The 14,635-nt window shown below is 64.2% G+C and carries 16 protein-coding genes and 2 tRNA genes; 5 read left to right on the forward strand and 13 right to left on the reverse strand.

Annotation, left to right across the window (positions count from 1 at the left end; all coding sequences use genetic code 11):
• Window positions 1–54 precede the first annotated feature (54 nt).
• The 9 genes from A6V37_RS23710 to fdxA form a co-directional block, all read right to left on the reverse strand.
• Window positions 55–825, reverse strand: coding sequence for a DUF4088 family protein (locus A6V37_RS23710; RefSeq protein WP_064268476.1), 771 nt, complete (start codon window positions 823–825; stop codon window positions 55–57).
• 278 nt (window positions 826–1,103) lie between these two features.
• Complete coding sequence (locus A6V37_RS23715) at window positions 1,104–1,427, reverse strand: AzlD domain-containing protein (RefSeq protein WP_064268475.1); 324 nt, start codon at window positions 1,425–1,427, stop codon at window positions 1,104–1,106.
• A complete protein-coding gene (locus tag A6V37_RS23720) occupies window positions 1,424–2,188 on the reverse strand; it encodes an AzlC family ABC transporter permease (RefSeq protein ID WP_064286401.1) in 765 nt (254 codons plus the stop codon). The genes A6V37_RS23715 and A6V37_RS23720 overlap by 4 nt, the downstream gene beginning before the upstream one ends.
• Entirely contained in the window at window positions 2,185–2,310 is a 126-nt protein-coding gene (locus tag A6V37_RS42880) for a hypothetical protein (RefSeq protein ID WP_278185286.1), read from the reverse strand. Before A6V37_RS42880 ends, A6V37_RS23720 begins: the two co-directional genes overlap by 4 nt.
• A 68-nt stretch (window positions 2,311–2,378) precedes the next feature.
• Window positions 2,379–3,209: a helix-turn-helix transcriptional regulator gene (locus tag A6V37_RS23725; protein ID WP_064286402.1), complete on the reverse strand. Its 831-nt coding sequence runs from the start codon at window positions 3,207–3,209 to the stop codon at window positions 2,379–2,381.
• 103 nt (window positions 3,210–3,312) lie between these two features.
• Window positions 3,313–3,789 carry a CreA family protein gene (locus A6V37_RS23730; RefSeq protein ID WP_064268472.1) on the reverse strand — a complete coding sequence of 159 codons (477 nt, stop codon included), beginning with the start codon at window positions 3,787–3,789 and terminating at the stop codon, window positions 3,313–3,315.
• Window positions 3,790–4,017: 228 nt separating this feature from the next.
• Window positions 4,018–4,093: transfer RNA gene (locus A6V37_RS23735), tRNA-Asn, on the reverse strand.
• Between the two features lie 62 nt (window positions 4,094–4,155).
• Window positions 4,156–4,231, reverse strand: a tRNA-Asn gene (locus tag A6V37_RS23740).
• A 116-nt stretch (window positions 4,232–4,347) separates the two neighbouring features.
• The gene (gene fdxA / locus A6V37_RS23745) at window positions 4,348–4,671 is read right to left on the reverse strand and encodes a ferredoxin FdxA (protein WP_064268471.1); all 324 of its coding nucleotides are present in this window, start codon (window positions 4,669–4,671) and stop codon (window positions 4,348–4,350) included.
• Window positions 4,672–4,975: 304 nt separating this feature from the next.
• Here fdxA and pncB point away from each other — a divergent pair, with 304 nt between their 5' ends.
• The 5 genes from pncB to A6V37_RS23770 all read left to right on the forward strand — a co-directional run bounded on the left by pncB (window position 4,976) and on the right by A6V37_RS23770 (window position 10,979).
• A complete protein-coding gene (pncB, locus tag A6V37_RS23750) occupies window positions 4,976–6,172 on the forward strand; it encodes a nicotinate phosphoribosyltransferase (RefSeq protein WP_064286403.1) in 1,197 nt (398 codons plus the stop codon).
• Between the two features lie 137 nt (window positions 6,173–6,309).
• Complete coding sequence (locus A6V37_RS23755) at window positions 6,310–6,972, forward strand: LutC/YkgG family protein (protein WP_064268469.1); 663 nt, start codon at window positions 6,310–6,312, stop codon at window positions 6,970–6,972.
• 74 nt (window positions 6,973–7,046) lie between these two features.
• Window positions 7,047–8,489, forward strand: coding sequence for a sodium:proton antiporter (locus A6V37_RS23760; protein WP_064268900.1), 1,443 nt, complete (start codon window positions 7,047–7,049; stop codon window positions 8,487–8,489).
• A 55-nt stretch (window positions 8,490–8,544) separates the two neighbouring features.
• Entirely contained in the window at window positions 8,545–9,534 is a 990-nt protein-coding gene (locus tag A6V37_RS23765; protein WP_064286404.1) for a 2-hydroxyacid dehydrogenase, read from the forward strand.
• Window positions 9,531–10,979, forward strand: a complete 1,449-nt coding sequence (locus A6V37_RS23770; protein WP_064268467.1) for a DNA recombination protein RmuC — start codon at window positions 9,531–9,533, stop codon at window positions 10,977–10,979. Before A6V37_RS23765 ends, A6V37_RS23770 begins: the two co-directional genes overlap by 4 nt.
• A gap of 42 nt (window positions 10,980–11,021) precedes the next feature.
• Here A6V37_RS23770 and A6V37_RS23775 read toward each other — a convergent pair whose 3' ends face one another.
• The 4 genes from A6V37_RS23775 to moaA form a co-directional block, all read right to left on the reverse strand.
• Entirely contained in the window at window positions 11,022–11,297 is a 276-nt protein-coding gene (locus A6V37_RS23775) for a hypothetical protein (protein ID WP_064268466.1), read from the reverse strand.
• A gap of 84 nt (window positions 11,298–11,381) precedes the next feature.
• Window positions 11,382–12,683, reverse strand: coding sequence for a molybdopterin molybdotransferase MoeA (gene moeA, locus A6V37_RS23780; protein WP_064286405.1), 1,302 nt, complete (start codon window positions 12,681–12,683; stop codon window positions 11,382–11,384).
• Between the two features lie 62 nt (window positions 12,684–12,745).
• Window positions 12,746–13,372, reverse strand: a complete 627-nt coding sequence (gene mobA, locus A6V37_RS23785) for a molybdenum cofactor guanylyltransferase MobA (RefSeq protein ID WP_064286406.1) — start codon at window positions 13,370–13,372, stop codon at window positions 12,746–12,748.
• A 32-nt stretch (window positions 13,373–13,404) separates the two neighbouring features.
• A complete protein-coding gene (gene moaA, locus A6V37_RS23790; protein WP_064268463.1) occupies window positions 13,405–14,514 on the reverse strand; it encodes a GTP 3',8-cyclase MoaA in 1,110 nt (369 codons plus the stop codon).
• Window positions 14,515–14,635: the final 121 nt, after the last annotated feature.

Here is a 14,635-nt window from a genome sequence, read left to right on the forward strand (position 1 = left end):
CGCCTGAGCGGACAAGGCCGCGGCGACTTGCCGGGCCTCCGCTTCCAGATGGGGCTAGCGCGACTGCCGTTGCTGTTGTTGCTGCGGCGCCGGTTGCGGCGGCACGAAGAAGTTGCGCAACCAGGCCGCGATCCGCGAAAACACGTCGTACGGCTCTTCCACGAAAATTTCCGGCTTGAGCAGGCGCAAAAACTCCATGATCTGCTGGGCTTCCTGCTTCTGGAACGAGCCGTGTGAGATGCCCAGGCGCAATAGTCCGCGCAGTTCGCCGAGTTTTTCGCGCGCGGTGCTGCCCACGCTCGTTTCGCACGCCACTTTGGCCTCGTAGACCCGCTGGCGCAGCGATTCCACCAGCCGCCATGCGGGCGTTTGCATGAGTTCCTCGAGTGCCTGGATGTCCTGCGCCTCGCTCTTGATTTGCGCCGCAAGCGGGTCGATCAGCGCTGCGTCGCCTTCAGCTTCCTTGACGATCGCGGCCGCCCAGTCGCGGCATTGCTTGGCGAGCTCTTCCGGCGTCCATTCCGAGCGGGCCGCGAAACCGAAGCCGAACTCGCCCGCCTGCCGCATCAGAATCGCGACGACGTCCGGGAACTCCTTATCCAGCGTGCGTTTCGCCCACGCGTACTGGCCCCCCTGCAACATGCGCTGAACCGCGTGTTCGGTCAGCGGCACCATGTTGTCGAGCAGCTTGGCACGCAAAAAATCCTCAAACGACGGCGTCGCGAACTGCGGATCGAGCTTCAGCGAGACCCGCAGAAACGCGTCGAAATCCTTGCGCAGCGACGCAATGGTCTCGTCTTTGAGCGTGAGGGTGATTTGACCCATGTGTTATCCCGTTTGGTCCTGCCGCGCAGCTCGCCACCCGGCCGCACGGACGGCGCCAGATGCCGGCGCGTTGGACTCCTGCCTGTTGCCGCGTAACCGCCGGGATGTATCCCGACGAGCGGACCTCGACTACATATCGGCGGATTCAGGGGAAACTTAAGGGTGAGCGGAGTGGGGGCACCAGCTTTAGAGGGAAGCGTCATCCGGCTTCGCGCGAAGGGCGCAAGCCGGACGACACTGGCGTGGCGCCGCCTGCAGGCGGCGCGCGTCTACTGCGATTACTTAAGGACGACGCATTGCCAGACAAAAAACACAGTCAGGCCGACGGCGATGGTCAGGAGCGGCCGCCGCGTCAGCGCGCTGACCACCACGGCCGCCAAGGCCCCGACCAGTTGCGGGTTGCGCCAGGTCAATTCGGCGTTGCCGCCGTGCGGCGCAACCGCCATCGGCACGATGATCGCCGTCAGCACGGTGACCGGCACGAAGCCGAGGGCCGTGCGCACGAGCGGCGGGAACACCAGCCGGTCGCCCATCACGAAAACGGCGGCACGGATCACCCATGTGATGGCCGCCATGCCGAGAATCAGAACGACGTAATTCATCGCGATGCTCCCAATGTCTTGCCCGTGCCTCCGCGCAGCTTGACCCGCGACGTGGACAGCAGCACGCCGATCGCCACGCCCGCGAAGACCGCGCCGAGCAGGCCGAGCTTGTACGGCCACGCCTGCCAGAAGAAGGCCAGCGTCCCGGCGGTGACGGCGGCTGCCATGTAGCGCAGTGCGACGAGTTGCGGCACGACGATCGCAATGAAGGTGGCGACCATCGCAAAATCGAGCCCGAGCGATTGCAGGCCTGGGAATGCCGCGCCGAACAGCAGTCCGGCGACAGTCCAGAGCTGCCAGTTCAGGTACATGGCCAGACCTGCGCCGAAGAAGTAATGCGGGCCGACGGTGCCGGGCTCCCTGTGCCGGTAGTGCTCCCACGCGACCGCGAAGACCTCGTCGGTCAGCAGCGCGCCGAGCGCCCAGCGCCAGCGTGCCGGCAGATGCGCGACGTGCGGCGCGAGCGTGGCGCTGTACAACACGTGGCGCAAATTGACGACGAGCGTGGTTGCCCAGATCACGGCAAAACTCGCGTGACCGGCGATCAGGCCGAGCGCGATGAACTGCGCGGAGCCGGCGAATACGACGAGCGACATCAACTGGCCGTGCCAGAGATGCAGCGGGCCGGACGCGACGAGCGTGCCGAGAATCACACCGAACGGCGCCGCGCCGACCATCATCGGGATGATGCCGCGTGCGCCTGCGGTGAACGCTTTCAAATGCGCCGAGCTCGTGGGTTGGACTGCGGTGGAATGGGTCAATCTAGCCTCCTTGAGTGGGGAAGCATAGCTGGGGCGTCCGGGCGCGGCTTGTACGTTCTTGCGGCGATGGCGATGGCGATGGCGATGGCGATGGCGATGTCGATGGCGATGTCGATGGCCATGGCCATGGCGATACGCACGGCTGCCGCCCCGGTGCGCGATCACCGCCGGCGCATGGGCGAGCGCCGCGTCAGACGCCTTGCCAGCGTCCAGGCGGCACGCCAAACATGCGCCGGAAGTGCCGCGTGAAGTGGCTCTGGTCGGTGAATCCGCTGGCGGCGGCGACTTCGGTTACCGACACACCGGCGCGCAACGGCGCCAGAGCGCGCTGCAGGCGCACCTGATTGCGCCAGGCGTGGGGCGGCAGGCCGGTCGACTGGGTGAACAGGCGCGCCGCGTGGAACGGCGAGAGTCCCGCCGCCTGGGCCATGTCTGCGAGCGTGACGGGCGCGACGAGGTCGCCGGTCAGGCGCTCCTGCATGATTGCCACGCGGGCGTCGTCGGTGGCGAGGCGCACGGGCTCCGGCTGCGTTTGCGAATAGCGGACCAGCAGCGTGGACAGGGCGTCAAGCATGGCGGCCTCGGCCGCGAGCGGGTCGTCACTCGCCTCCAGAAGACGATGCGCGTGCGCGATCCGCCTCGCCAGATCGGGATCGCGAATCACGCCGGGCGCAAACCACGGCAACGCCTGCGGCTTGCCGTTGACCTCATTGGCGAGAGCGTGGACAAAATCCACCGGCGCATACATCACGCGATACCGCCAGCCTGCCTCGACCGCCTTCGATCCGGTGTGCAGTTCGCCGGGATTGATGATCGGCACGCCGCCGGCTTCGGCGACATAGTCGGAACCGCGATACCGGTAACCCTCGGCGCCCGCGACGATCACCGGAATCGTGTACGCGTCGTGCCAATGCGGCGTGAACTCGTGATCGTGATATTCGGCCGTGAGCAGATCCGCGCCGGGCAGGAGCGGCGTGCGCCAATAGCGGGCGGAATTCTTGAAAGGTCGGGCGACGGTCATGATGAAGGTCCGGCAGGACCGTTCAGTGTAGCGCGTCGCGACGGCAACCGCTGCACCGGCCTAGGCGTCGGCCGCGCGCGTTTTGTCGTAGTGGGCGGCGCGCTTACTTGAGCGGGATCGTGGTGCCGGCCGGCATCGGCACGGCGCTTACGCTGTTTTTCGCGCTGCCGCTGACCACCCGGTCGCTGTACGTGAGATAGACCAGCGCGTTGCGCTTCGCGTCGACCACCCGCACTACATGCAGCGATTTGAAGATGAGCGACATGCTGACCGAGAACACGTCGGACTGCTGCTTGACCGGGCCCGTGAAATGAATTGCGCCGACCTGACGGCAGGCAATCGACGCCTCGGTGGGATCTTCGGCGATACCGAGCGTACCCTTCACGCCGCCGGTACGCGCCCGCGATACGTAGCAGGTCACGCCCTGAACGAGAGGATCGTCATAAGCCTCGACGACCACCCGGTCGGAGCCGGTGATGCGGAAGTTGGTATTGACGCTGCCGACTTCTTCGCCGTGCGCCGAAGGCAGCAGGAGGGCGGCAGTGGCCGCAAGGGCGATGCGCAGCACAGTGGGTTTCATGGGGTTGCCGGAAATTGAGCGTCTGGATTGGGCGCGGGACGCGCCGGGGAATCGCCATCGTATAACGGCCGGCGGGTCAGAGGGCGGGGTAGACGGCCGACGCCGCTGCCTAAGCTTCTGATTGACACGGCGTCATGAACGTCGGCATCGGACGATGTGACCCGCGGTTGGCAAAGGCGACGCGCAAAAAGAAAAAGGCCCGCACGGATGCGGGCCTTTCAAAATTTTTGGCTCCTCGACCTGGGCTCGAACCAGGGACCTACGGATTAACAGTCCGGCGCTCTACCGACTGAGCTATCGAGGAACAGCAGTACAACTTGATCTACATAAAAAAGCCCGTCTTGGTTAACGGGCTTTTGCAATTCTTGGCTCCTCGACCTGGGCTCGAACCAGGGACCTACGGATTAACAGTCCGGCGCTCTACCGACTGAGCTATCGAGGAACAGAACAACAACAGCAGAGAAACGAAATTGTAGAAGCAGCTTAAGCGCCTGTCAATACCTTGCGTTCATCTCGATTTCATTCGAATCCGGCGACGCGGGTGACAGGCAACGGCGCTCAGCGAACGAGCAGCTCGAGCTTTTCCTTCACGTCCTTAAATTCGTCGGCTTCCGGCAGCGGGGCCTTGGTCTTGGTGATGCTCGGCCAGTTCTTTGCCAGATCGGCATTCAGCTCGATGAAATTCTGCTGGTCGCCCGGCACGTCTTCTTCGGCATAAATGGCGTTCACCGGGCACTCGGCCACGCACACTGCGCAGTCGATGCATTCATCGGGGTCGATCGCGAGGAAGTTGGGACCTTCGCGAAAGCAGTCCACCGGGCACACATCGACGCAGTCGGTATAGCGGCACTTGATGCAGCTTTCGGTCACAACGTGAGTCATTCAGGCAGCTCCTGCATGCGGAATCAGGGAAGGCGGAAACGCCAAAAGCGCTATTGTATCGTAACGTCAAGAGGCGCATACAGCATCGCGTAATGCCTCTTATATGTTTTCGTGATTAGTTTATGGCTTCCCGAAGGGGGCTTGCTTCGGGCGCGTGCCGCTAGAGACCGGCTGCGCGCAGAAGCGGGGCGCATTCGGGTAACATGCGTCAGGTCGGCGCGCTCGGGGCGCGCCGTACGCGCATGGGTGAGTCGGGCCTGCCTTGTCAGGCCGTCCGTTTTCTCGCAGTCCAGTTCGCACCATCATGATTATTACTTCGCTGCTCGACACCGATCTGTACAAGTTCACGATGATGCAGGTGGTGTTGCATCATTTCCCCGCGGCGAACGTGGAGTATCGCTTCCGCTGCCGCACGCCGAATGTCAATCTCGTGCCTTATATCAGCGAGATTCGCGATGAGGTGCGCAAGCTCTGCCAGCTCCGTTTTTCCGACGGCGAGCTTGACTATCTGCGGCGCATGCGCTTCATCAAGGGCGACTTCATTGAATTTCTCGCGCTGTTCCACCTGAACGAGAAATATATTTCGATCGAGCCTTCGCCGAAGGGTAACGGGGAAATCGACATCGAAATCAAGGGACCGTGGCTGCACACGATCCTGTTCGAGATTCCGATGCTCGCGATCGTCAACGAAGTCTACTTCCGCAACACCCAGCAAAAGCCTGACTACAGCGAAGGGCGCGGCCGCCTCGTGGACAAGATCAAGCTGCTGGGCGCGCGCCCGGAATTCGCCGACTGCAAGATCGCCGACTACGGCACACGCCGCCGCTTCTCGAAGCAATGGCACGAGGAAGTGATCCTCAAGCTGAAGGACGATCTCGGCGAGCAGTTCGCCGGGACCAGCAACGTCTTCTACGCGATGAAGCACAGCCTCACGCCACTCGGCACGATGGCGCATGAATATCTGCAGGCGTGCCAGGCACTCGGGCCGCGGCTGCGCGACTCGCAGACCTACGGCTTCGAAATGTGGGCGAAGGAGTATCGCGGCGACCTGGGTATCGCGCTCTCCGACGTGTACGGCATGGAAGCCTTTCTGCGCGACTTCGACATGTACTTCTGCAAGCTCTTCGACGGCGCGCGCCACGACTCAGGCGATCCGTTCGACTGGGGCGAGCGGCTGCTCAAGCACTACGAGGCGAACCGCTGCGACCCGCGCACCAAGATCCTCGTGTTCTCCGACGCGCTCGACATTCCGATAGTGCTGCAACTGTACGAACGTTTTCGCGGACGCTGCAAGCTGGCCTTCGGCGTGGGCACCAACCTGACCAACGACCTCGGCTACAACCCGCTGCAGATCGTCATCAAGATGGTTCGCTGCAATGGTCAGCCGGTGGCGAAGCTCTCGGACTCGCCGGGCAAGAACATGTGCGACGACAAGGCCTATCTCGCGTATCTGCGGCAGGTGTTCGGCATTGCGCAGCCCGAGGAAGAAGCGGCGAAGTAGCGCGCTTCGTACCTGGCTATAGCGTAGGCCGCGTGGGCGATACGCGGCAATAGCCCGTTCGGCCAGGGTGTTCGCGCGCAGGGTGGCCGGTATAATCCTCGTCATATCGCACGGCTGTCGACACGAGGATTTCGCACATGGACACATCGATTGCCCGCCGCAACATCCTGGCGCGCATCCGCGCAGCGCAAGGGCGTGACGCGGAGCCGTCCGCCTCCGAGCGCGAGGCTGCCGCGGAGTACCTCACGCGTCATCCTGCGGGTCCGCGTCCCGAGATGCCGGCCGACCTGGTCACGCGCTTCGTCGAAGAAGCGCAGAAAATGGCGACCACGGTCGACACGGTTCAGGCAATGAGCGAAGTGCCGGCCGCGGCGCACCGCTACCTCACGCAACACGCCTTGCCGCTGCAGGCGATCGCCTGGCAAACGCTACAGGAACTGCCTTGGGCCGAAGCCGGCCTCAGCGTCGAATTTCGCAAGCCGCAAGACGGCGACGTGGTGGGTCTCACGGGCTGCTTCTGTGCGACCGCCGAGACAGGCACGCTCGTGTTGCTGTCGGGACCACAAACGTATGCGTCTGCCGGTCTGCTCCCGGAAACGCATATTGCCATCGTGCCGGCTTCGCGCATCGTCTCCGGCCATGAAGAGGCCTTCGGACTGATCCGCAAGGAGCGCGGAGAACTTCCACGCGCGGTCAATTTCGTCTCCGGGCCCTCCCGAACCGGCGATATCGAACAGACTATCGTGCTTGGCGCGCATGGGCCTTACCGGGTGCATGTGATCGTCGTGCACGGCGCCTGACCGGCAAAAGCGGCCGTGCCATGGGTCGCCTGCGCTCGCGCGCGGCGACCTCCAATAACAAGGACTTCAAAGATATGAAACAACGTGCCGGGTGGACGGGCGCGGGGCTTGCTGCTGTGTTGACGTTGATGTTGACGCTGGCTGGCTGGCCGCAACCGGCGTCTGCCGCCATGCTCGATGGGGCGACTTTATCGGCGTTGTGGGGACTGCCGTTCGCAGGCGTGCTGCTGTCTATCGCAATATTTCCGCTTATTGCCCCGGCCTTCTGGCATTACCATTTCGGCAAAATTGCCGCTGCCTGGGCACTCGTGTTCCTCGTGCCGTTTGCACTCAGTTTCGGTACGGGCGTCGCATTCGGCGCGCTCGTGCACGCGCTGCTCGAAGAGTACGTTCCGTTCATCGTGTTGTTGACGGCGCTCTATACGGTGGCCGGTGGCATTTGCGTGCGTGGCAATCTGCATGGCACGCCGCGCCTGAATACGGCGATACTCGCGCTCGGCACGTTGCTGGCAAGCTTTATGGGCACGACCGGCGCGGCCATGCTGCTGATCCGTCCGTTGCTGCGCGCCAACGACAATCGCAAACACGTCGTCCACGTGGTCGTATTCTTTATTTTCCTGGTGGCAAACGCCGGTGGCTCGCTTTCGCCGCTGGGCGATCCGCCGCTGTTCCTCGGCTTTTTGCAGGGCGTCGGCTTTTTCTGGACCACCACGCACCTCGCGCTGCCCATGCTGTTCGTCTGCGGCGTGTTGCTGATCGGGTTCTATGCGCTCGACTCGTTCTACTTTCACCGGCGTGAGGAAGAGCGCTCGCGCTTTCTCGATCCGACGCCCGATACACCGCCGCTTGGTATCGACGGAAAGATCAATTTTGTGCTGCTGGCCGCGGTGGTTGGACTGGTGCTGATGAGCGGGCTGTGGAGTCCGGGTGTGGTGTTCGATGTGTTCGGCACGCACGTGGCCCTGCAGAATGCCGTGCGCGATGCCGCCCTGATCGGTGTGACGCTGCTTTCATTGGTGCTGACGCCGCGCGCGGCTCGCGCGGGCAATGATTTCAACTGGGCGCCGATCGAAGAGGTGGCCAAACTGTTCGCCGGCATCTTCGTGACGATCGCGCCAGTCATCATGATCCTGCGCGCGGGCGAGGCCGGGGCGTTCGCGGGCATCGTCCATCTGGTCCACGACGCGTCCGGCCAGCCGCACGATCTGATGTACTTCTGGGCAACCGGGCTGCTATCGTCGTTTCTCGACAATGCGCCGACGTACCTCGTGTTCTTCAACCTGGCCGGCGGCGACGCGCAGACGCTCATGACCGCTGGCGCCACCACGCTCGCGGCGATCTCAGCTGGCGCTGTGTTCATGGGGGCGAACACGTATATCGGCAATGCGCCGAACTTCATGGTGAAAGCGATTGCGGAATCGCGCGGCGTTCGCATGCCAAGCTTTTTCGCGTATCTGGGCTGGTCCGCCACGATCCTGTTGCCGGTCTTTTTCGTCACCGGGTGGCTGTTTTTCTGAAGCCGGCGTTTGACGCCGAGGCGGTCGAACTCGACGCACTATACGGAGAATTGCAATGCAGAAGATCCTTGTTGCCCGTCCCATCTTTCCTGACGTGATCGAACGGCTCAAACAGTATTTCGACGTCGAGTGGAATCAGGGCGACGTGTTGTCCACTGACGAACTCACGCGCCGTCTTGCCGATAAGGACGGCGCGCTGACCGCGGGCGAACCGATCGGCTCCGCCGTGTTCGCGGCGGCGCCGCGTCTGCGCGTGGTGTCGAATATGGCGGTTGGCTACAACAACTTCGACATGGACGACTTCGACGCTGCAAACGTGGTCTGCACAGATACGGCGGACGTGCTCAACGAATCGACCGCGGATTTTGGCTGGGCGCTGATGATGGCGGCGGCGCGCCGCATCGCCGAATCGGAGCACTGGCTGCGCGCGGGCAAATGGCAGAAGTGGGCGTACGACAGCTTTCTCGGCAGCGATTTGTACGGATCGACGCTGGGCGTGATCGGCATGGGCCGGATCGGCCAGGCGCTGGCACGTCGCGCGAAGGGTTTCAACATGCAGGTGATCTATCACAATCGCTCGCGCGTTGCGCCGGAAATCGAAGCCGAGCTGAACGCCGAGTACGTATCGAAGCAGGACCTGCTAAGGCGCGCGGATCATGTCGTGCTGGTGCTGCCGTACACGCAGGAGAACCATCACACGATGGGCGCGGCCGAGTTCGCCTTGATGAAGCCGACCGCAACGCTTACCAACATCGCGCGCGGCGGCATCGTCGACGACGCGGCGCTCGTCGAAGCGCTGCGTTCGAAGCAGATTGCAGCCGCCGGCCTCGACGTATTCGAAGGTGAGCCGCATCTGAATCAGGATCTGTTGAGCGTGCCGAACATCGTGCTGACCGCGCATATCGCCAGCGCGACCGAAGCGACGCGCCGCGCCATGGCGAATCTCGCGGCGGACAACCTGATCGCGGGGTTGGGTGAGGGGCCGCGAGCGGGGCGGCCGCCGAATCCGATCAATCCGGGCGTTATCGGCAAGGCGCGTTCATGACAATGATTCTGGTGGCGGCCGTCGCGGTGCTGGCGGTTGCATTGGTCATCGCCCTGGCCTTGCTGATACGCGGTTACGGCCGCGCGGAAGAAAGCGAACAGTTCGAACTGCTGAACGAACGCATGGACGCCGCAGCCGACGCGCAAGCGCATGCGTACGAGCGCCTCGAACGGCAACTGCGCAATGACATCGGCGAGACGGCGCGCGTCTCGCGCACCGAACAGAGTGGTGGCTTCGCGCAGTTCCAGCAAACGCTGGCCACGCAGTTCGGCAGTATGGCGACCGTGCAAGGCGGCAAGATCGACGGTTTCGCTCAACAACTCGACGCCGTGCGTCAGAGTTTGCAGGCGCAGGCCCAGCAGGCGCGCGACGAGCAGGGCCGCTCGCTCAAGCAGTTTGGCGACACCCTGAGTCTGCAATTGGGGCAACTCACCGAGTCCAACGACCGCCGCTTCGCCGAAGTGCGCGCGACTATCGAGCAGCGGCTGAAGGATATCGAGGCGAACAACTCGGTCAAGCTGGAGGAAATGCGCCGCACCGTTGACGAAAAACTGCACGCGACCCTCGAACAGCGCCTCGGCGAGTCGTTCAAGCTGGTGTCGGACCGGCTTGAACAGGTGCATCGCGGGCTGGGTGAAATGCAGACGCTGGCAGCGGGTGTCGGCGATCTCAAGAAGGTGCTGACCAATGTGAAGACGCGCGGCACGTGGGGCGAAGTGCAGCTGGAAGCGTTGCTCGAGCAGATGCTCACCGCCGACCAGTACGCGAAAAACATTGCGACGGTGCCGAAAAGCACGGAGCGCGTCGAATTTGCGATCAAGCTGCCGGGGCGCGCGGAGCAAGGGGACGCGGCTGCGCCGGTCTGGCTGCCAATCGACGCCAAATTCCCGCGTGAAGATTACGAACGGCTGATCGACGCACAGGAGCGTGCCGATCCGGTTGCGGTGGAAGAGGCATCGCGTGCGCTCGAAACGCGGATTCGCGCCGAGGCGCGCACGATCGCGGAGAAGTACGTTGCGCCGCCGTACACCACCGACTTCGCGTTGCTGTTCCTGCCTACCGAGGGCCTGTACGCCGAAGTGCTACGCCGGCCGGGTCTGACGGATCTGCTGCAACGCGACTATCGCGTGACGATCGCGGGGCCGACCACGCTGACCGCGTTGCTCAACAGCTTGCAGATGGGTTTCCGCACGCTCGCGATCGAAAAGCGCTCGAGCGAGGTGTGGCAGGTGCTCGGCGCGGTGAAAACGGAGTTCGGCAAGTTCGGCGACGTGCTGGCCAAAACGAAGGCGCAACTGGAAACCGTCACGCGTTCTATCGAAGCGGCGGAAACGCGCACACGTGTCATGAGCCGCAGGTTGCGCGACGTTGAAGCATTGCCGGGCGAAGCGGCGAGCGGGTTGCTCGGCGATGCGCTCGCGGGTGTCGATCCCGACGAGCAATGAGCCTGCGGGCCCGGGATCAGGCGGCGCTGATCGTTGCGGGCATCAGGCTTCTTCGGGCGCGTCGGTCAGGTGAATTTCGATGCCGCCGAAACGCGAGGCAACCCAGTTGTACGCATGGCACGCAATCCACAGCAGGATGAAACCGAGAATCGCGTTCAGCAGCAGCGCGCTGAACACCGTGCTCAGTTCCACGGAGCCATAGCGTATAAACGCGACCAGCACGCCGAGCAGGACGATCGGCACCGAGAACGTCAGGTACACGAGGATCAGTGCTTTGGCCGTCTGTCCCGGTGCAATGAACGAGATCTGTTTTTTCATGTAAGTCAAACCCGTGTGTCGTAGTGGTAATGGGTAAAGCGAGAGCCAATGATCGCCGGTAGGGCGGGTTGCGTCGGTCAGGCGTCAGATGAGGCCGTCGAACGGCATGATAACGACGCGTTCTCCTTCGGCAATGTCGCCTTCATCGTGCCCGAGCACGATGAAACAATTGGCTTCGCTCATCGAACTCAGCACGCCGGAGCTTTGCGAGCCGGTTGGCGTGACGTGCCAGATGCCGTGCGCGTCCTGTTCGGCGACGCCGCGCTGGAATTCGGTGCGCCTGGCGCGCTTACGGATGGCCTGGCGGCTAATGGCGTCGATGCGCGGCAGCGGCTGTGGCGTGGCGCCGGACATCAGGAGCAGCGCCTCGCGCACGATCTGATAGAAGGTCACCATCACGGCGACCGGATTGCCCGGCAGACCAAAGAATAACGCGGGAAGTCCGGCACCGGGCCGCTCACCGGACCAGACGCGGCCAAATGCGAGCGGCCGGCCCGGGCGCATGGCGAGACTCCAGAACGCGACGTCGCCGAATGTATGCAGCAGTTGCCGCGTGAAATCCGCCTCGCCCACGGACACGCCGCCCGAGGTCAACACCACGTCGGCGCTGGCCGCCGCGCAGCGCAAGGCGGCTTCCATGGCGGCGGGCTCGTCGCGCACCACGCCGAGATCGAGCGTGTCGATGTTCAGGCGGCGGAGCATGGCAAACAGCGTGTAGCGGTTGCTGTCGTACACGGAACCCGGGTCGAGCGGTTCGCCGAGCGAGCGCAATTCGTCGCCGGTCGAGAAGAAGGCGACGCGCAAACGCCGCCGGACATTGACTTCGCCGATGCCGAGCGACGCCAGCAGGCCCAGATCCGACGCGCGCATGATACGGCCGGCTCGCAGCGCGGCCTGGCCGCGGGCGAGGTCCTCTCCTGCGCGGCGCCGGGTTGCCCCGGCCGCCACGGCGTTGCCGGCGAAGCGCGCCGAGTCGCCGCCGGCGGTGCGCTCGACGAGTTCCTGGGGCACGACCGTGTCGCAGTCGGGCGGCATGCAGGCACCGGTCATGACGCGCACGCATTGGGTGGTCTCGACCCGGCCCGTGAACGGATGTCCGGCCAGCGCCTTGCCGATGACCGTCAACTCGACGGAGGATCCGCCGGCCGCGAGCGCCGCGCCGTTGAATGCGTAGCCGTCCATCGCGGAGTTGTCATGCGAAGGGACGTCGATCGGCGACACGATATCGGCGGCGAGCACGCGGTCGAGCGCGTCGCGCAGGGGCACCCGTTCAACGGACGTGACCGGCGCGGCCCACTGGCGAACAATTGCCTGAGCGGCCGAAACAGGTAGCGCGTGTGGATCGTACTGCGCGACGCAGCGGGAAAATTCGTTAAGCGTGGTCATGAAGAGCTGGACGTCGCGGCTGGAGGCGGGACCGGCTGTTGCCGTTCAACCGGAGCGGGATTTCAACCGGGTCCTCGATCACGTTCGAGGTCAGCGAGTTCTTGTAGCGAATTGATATTGTAAAACGCACGCTCGTCGGTAAAGACGACTTCGACCGTCTTGTGGCGCGCGTACCACGCGCGGACTTTGCGCCCGCCGGCTTCCAGAAAGCCTGACAGGTCGTCTGCGAGACCCGTGCGCAGCAGCGCAAAGACGGGGTGCGGGGACAGTTGGCCGTGGGCGTCGGAGGTAGCGGCCATGGCGATGTCCGACGTGGTCGAGTCCAGCTCGTGGGCGAGGCGGATGGCAAGCTCGGTGGGCAGCCAGGGCGAGTCGCAGGGCGCGCTGAGCACGTACGCGGTATCCGCCGCGCGCAGTCCGGCGAGCAGGCCAGCCAGCGGGCCGGGAAAGCCGTCGAGGGTATCGGCCACCACCGTGGCGCCATAAGGTGCGCCCAGTGCGGCGTACCTTTCAGGATGACGATTGGCGCTGATCAGCAGGGCGCCGGTTTGCGGCGCGAGGCGCCTCAGCACGTGGACGGCGAGTGGTTCGCCGTGCAGTATTTGCAGCCCCTTGTCGGCCCCGCCCATGCGTATGCCGCGGCCGCCCGCGAGCAGCAGCCCGGTGATGTCTTCTCGCACCGGCTTCATGTGCCGCAGCTCATTTGCCGTTCATCTGCCACTTAGCCGCCGATATACGACATTTCGACGCGGCGGCCATCCTGCGCGGGCACATCGGCTGCGCCGCTGCCGCGCAGCTGCGAATAGCGGTCGCCGCGGTTCTGCCAGATTTCGGCGACGGCGGTGGCGATCGCGGCGTCGCTCGCGCCGCTGCGCACCAGCGCGCGCAGGTCGTGGCCGGCCGACGCGAACAGGCACAGATACAACTTCCCCTCGGTGGACAGACGCGCCCGCGTGCAACTACCGCAAAACGCGCGCGTGACGCTGGATATCACGCCGATCTCGCCGCCGCCGTCCACGTAACCCCAGCGCTGGGCGGTCTCGGCTGCGCTGTGCGCCTCGAGCGGCGCGAGCGGGAAATGCTCGGCGATGCGCATGACGACGTCGGCGGAGGGCAGTACCTCCGTCATGTTCCAGCCGTTGGACGTGCCGACGTCCATGTATTCGATGAACCGCAGCACCGCACCCGAGCCCTTGAAGTGACGCGCCATCGGCACGATCTCGCCGTCGTTGGTGCCGCGCTTGACCACCATGTTGACCTTGACCGGCGCGAGCCCCACCGCGTGTGCGGCAGCGATGCCGTCCAGCACGTCGGCGACCGCAAAGTCGGCGTCGTTCATGCGGCGAAACAGGGCGTCGTCGAGCGCGTCCAGGCTGACGGTCACGCGGGTCAGGCCGGCATCCTTCAGGCTGCGTGCCTTGCGCTCCAGCAGCGAGCCGTTGGTCGTGAGCGTCAGATCGAGCGGGCGGCCTGCCGGGGTGGTCAGTTGCGCGAGCCGTTCGATCAGGAATTCCAGATTTTTGCGCAGCAGCGGTTCGCCGCCCGTCAGACGGATTTTTTCGACGCCATGCGCGACGAAAAGCCGCGCGAGGCGTTCGATTTCCTCGAAGCTGAGCAAAGCGCTATGCGGCAGGAACGTGTAGTCCTTGTCGAACACCGCGCGCGGCATGCAGTAGACGCAACGGAAATTGCAGCGATCCGTCACCGAGATGCGCAGATCGCGCAGCGGGCGCGCAAGCGTGTCGTGCAGCGCGCCGCTAGGCGTCTGCACCGGGCCGGCAATAACTGGCACCGCGCTGTGATCGGCAACGGGGATGATGCGTCGGGACATGAATTGCTTCGGTGGGCGCTTGAAAAGAAAGCCAGATATTCATTTTAGCGGAAATGCTTCCAGCGGCAGCGGCGCCCAAGGCCCTGGCGGGGTATACGGGGAGGGGCATATCGCCCGGCGG

It is taken from the genome of Paraburkholderia ginsengiterrae (assembly GCF_001645125.1).
GTDB classification, from domain to species: domain Bacteria; phylum Pseudomonadota; class Gammaproteobacteria; order Burkholderiales; family Burkholderiaceae; genus Paraburkholderia; species Paraburkholderia ginsengiterrae.

Coding starts and splice junctions, on each gene's coding strand:
- A6V37_RS23710 (WP_064268476.1), bottom strand. CDS start 825: ATGGGTCAAATCACCCTCACGCTCAAAGACGAGACCATTGCGTCGCTG.
- A6V37_RS23715 (WP_064268475.1), bottom strand. CDS start 1,427: ATGAATTACGTCGTTCTGATTCTCGGCATGGCGGCCATCACATGGGTG.
- A6V37_RS42880 (WP_278185286.1), bottom strand. CDS start 2,310: ATGGCCATCGACATCGCCATCGACATCGCCATCGCCATCGCCATCGCC.
- A6V37_RS23725 (WP_064286402.1), bottom strand. CDS start 3,209: ATGACCGTCGCCCGACCTTTCAAGAATTCCGCCCGCTATTGGCGCACG.
- A6V37_RS23730 (WP_064268472.1), bottom strand. CDS start 3,789: ATGAAACCCACTGTGCTGCGCATCGCCCTTGCGGCCACTGCCGCCCTC.
- fdxA (WP_064268471.1), bottom strand. CDS start 4,671: ATGACTCACGTTGTGACCGAAAGCTGCATCAAGTGCCGCTATACCGAC.
- pncB (WP_064286403.1), top strand. CDS start 4,976: ATGATTATTACTTCGCTGCTCGACACCGATCTGTACAAGTTCACGATG.
- A6V37_RS23755 (WP_064268469.1), top strand. CDS start 6,310: ATGGACACATCGATTGCCCGCCGCAACATCCTGGCGCGCATCCGCGCA.
- A6V37_RS23760 (WP_064268900.1), top strand. CDS start 7,047: ATGAAACAACGTGCCGGGTGGACGGGCGCGGGGCTTGCTGCTGTGTTG.
- A6V37_RS23765 (WP_064286404.1), top strand. CDS start 8,545: ATGCAGAAGATCCTTGTTGCCCGTCCCATCTTTCCTGACGTGATCGAA.
- A6V37_RS23770 (WP_064268467.1), top strand. CDS start 9,531: ATGACAATGATTCTGGTGGCGGCCGTCGCGGTGCTGGCGGTTGCATTG.
- A6V37_RS23775 (WP_064268466.1), bottom strand. CDS start 11,297: ATGAAAAAACAGATCTCGTTCATTGCACCGGGACAGACGGCCAAAGCA.
- moeA (WP_064286405.1), bottom strand. CDS start 12,683: ATGACCACGCTTAACGAATTTTCCCGCTGCGTCGCGCAGTACGATCCA.
- mobA (WP_064286406.1), bottom strand. CDS start 13,372: ATGAAGCCGGTGCGAGAAGACATCACCGGGCTGCTGCTCGCGGGCGGC.
- moaA (WP_064268463.1), bottom strand. CDS start 14,514: ATGTCCCGACGCATCATCCCCGTTGCCGATCACAGCGCGGTGCCAGTT.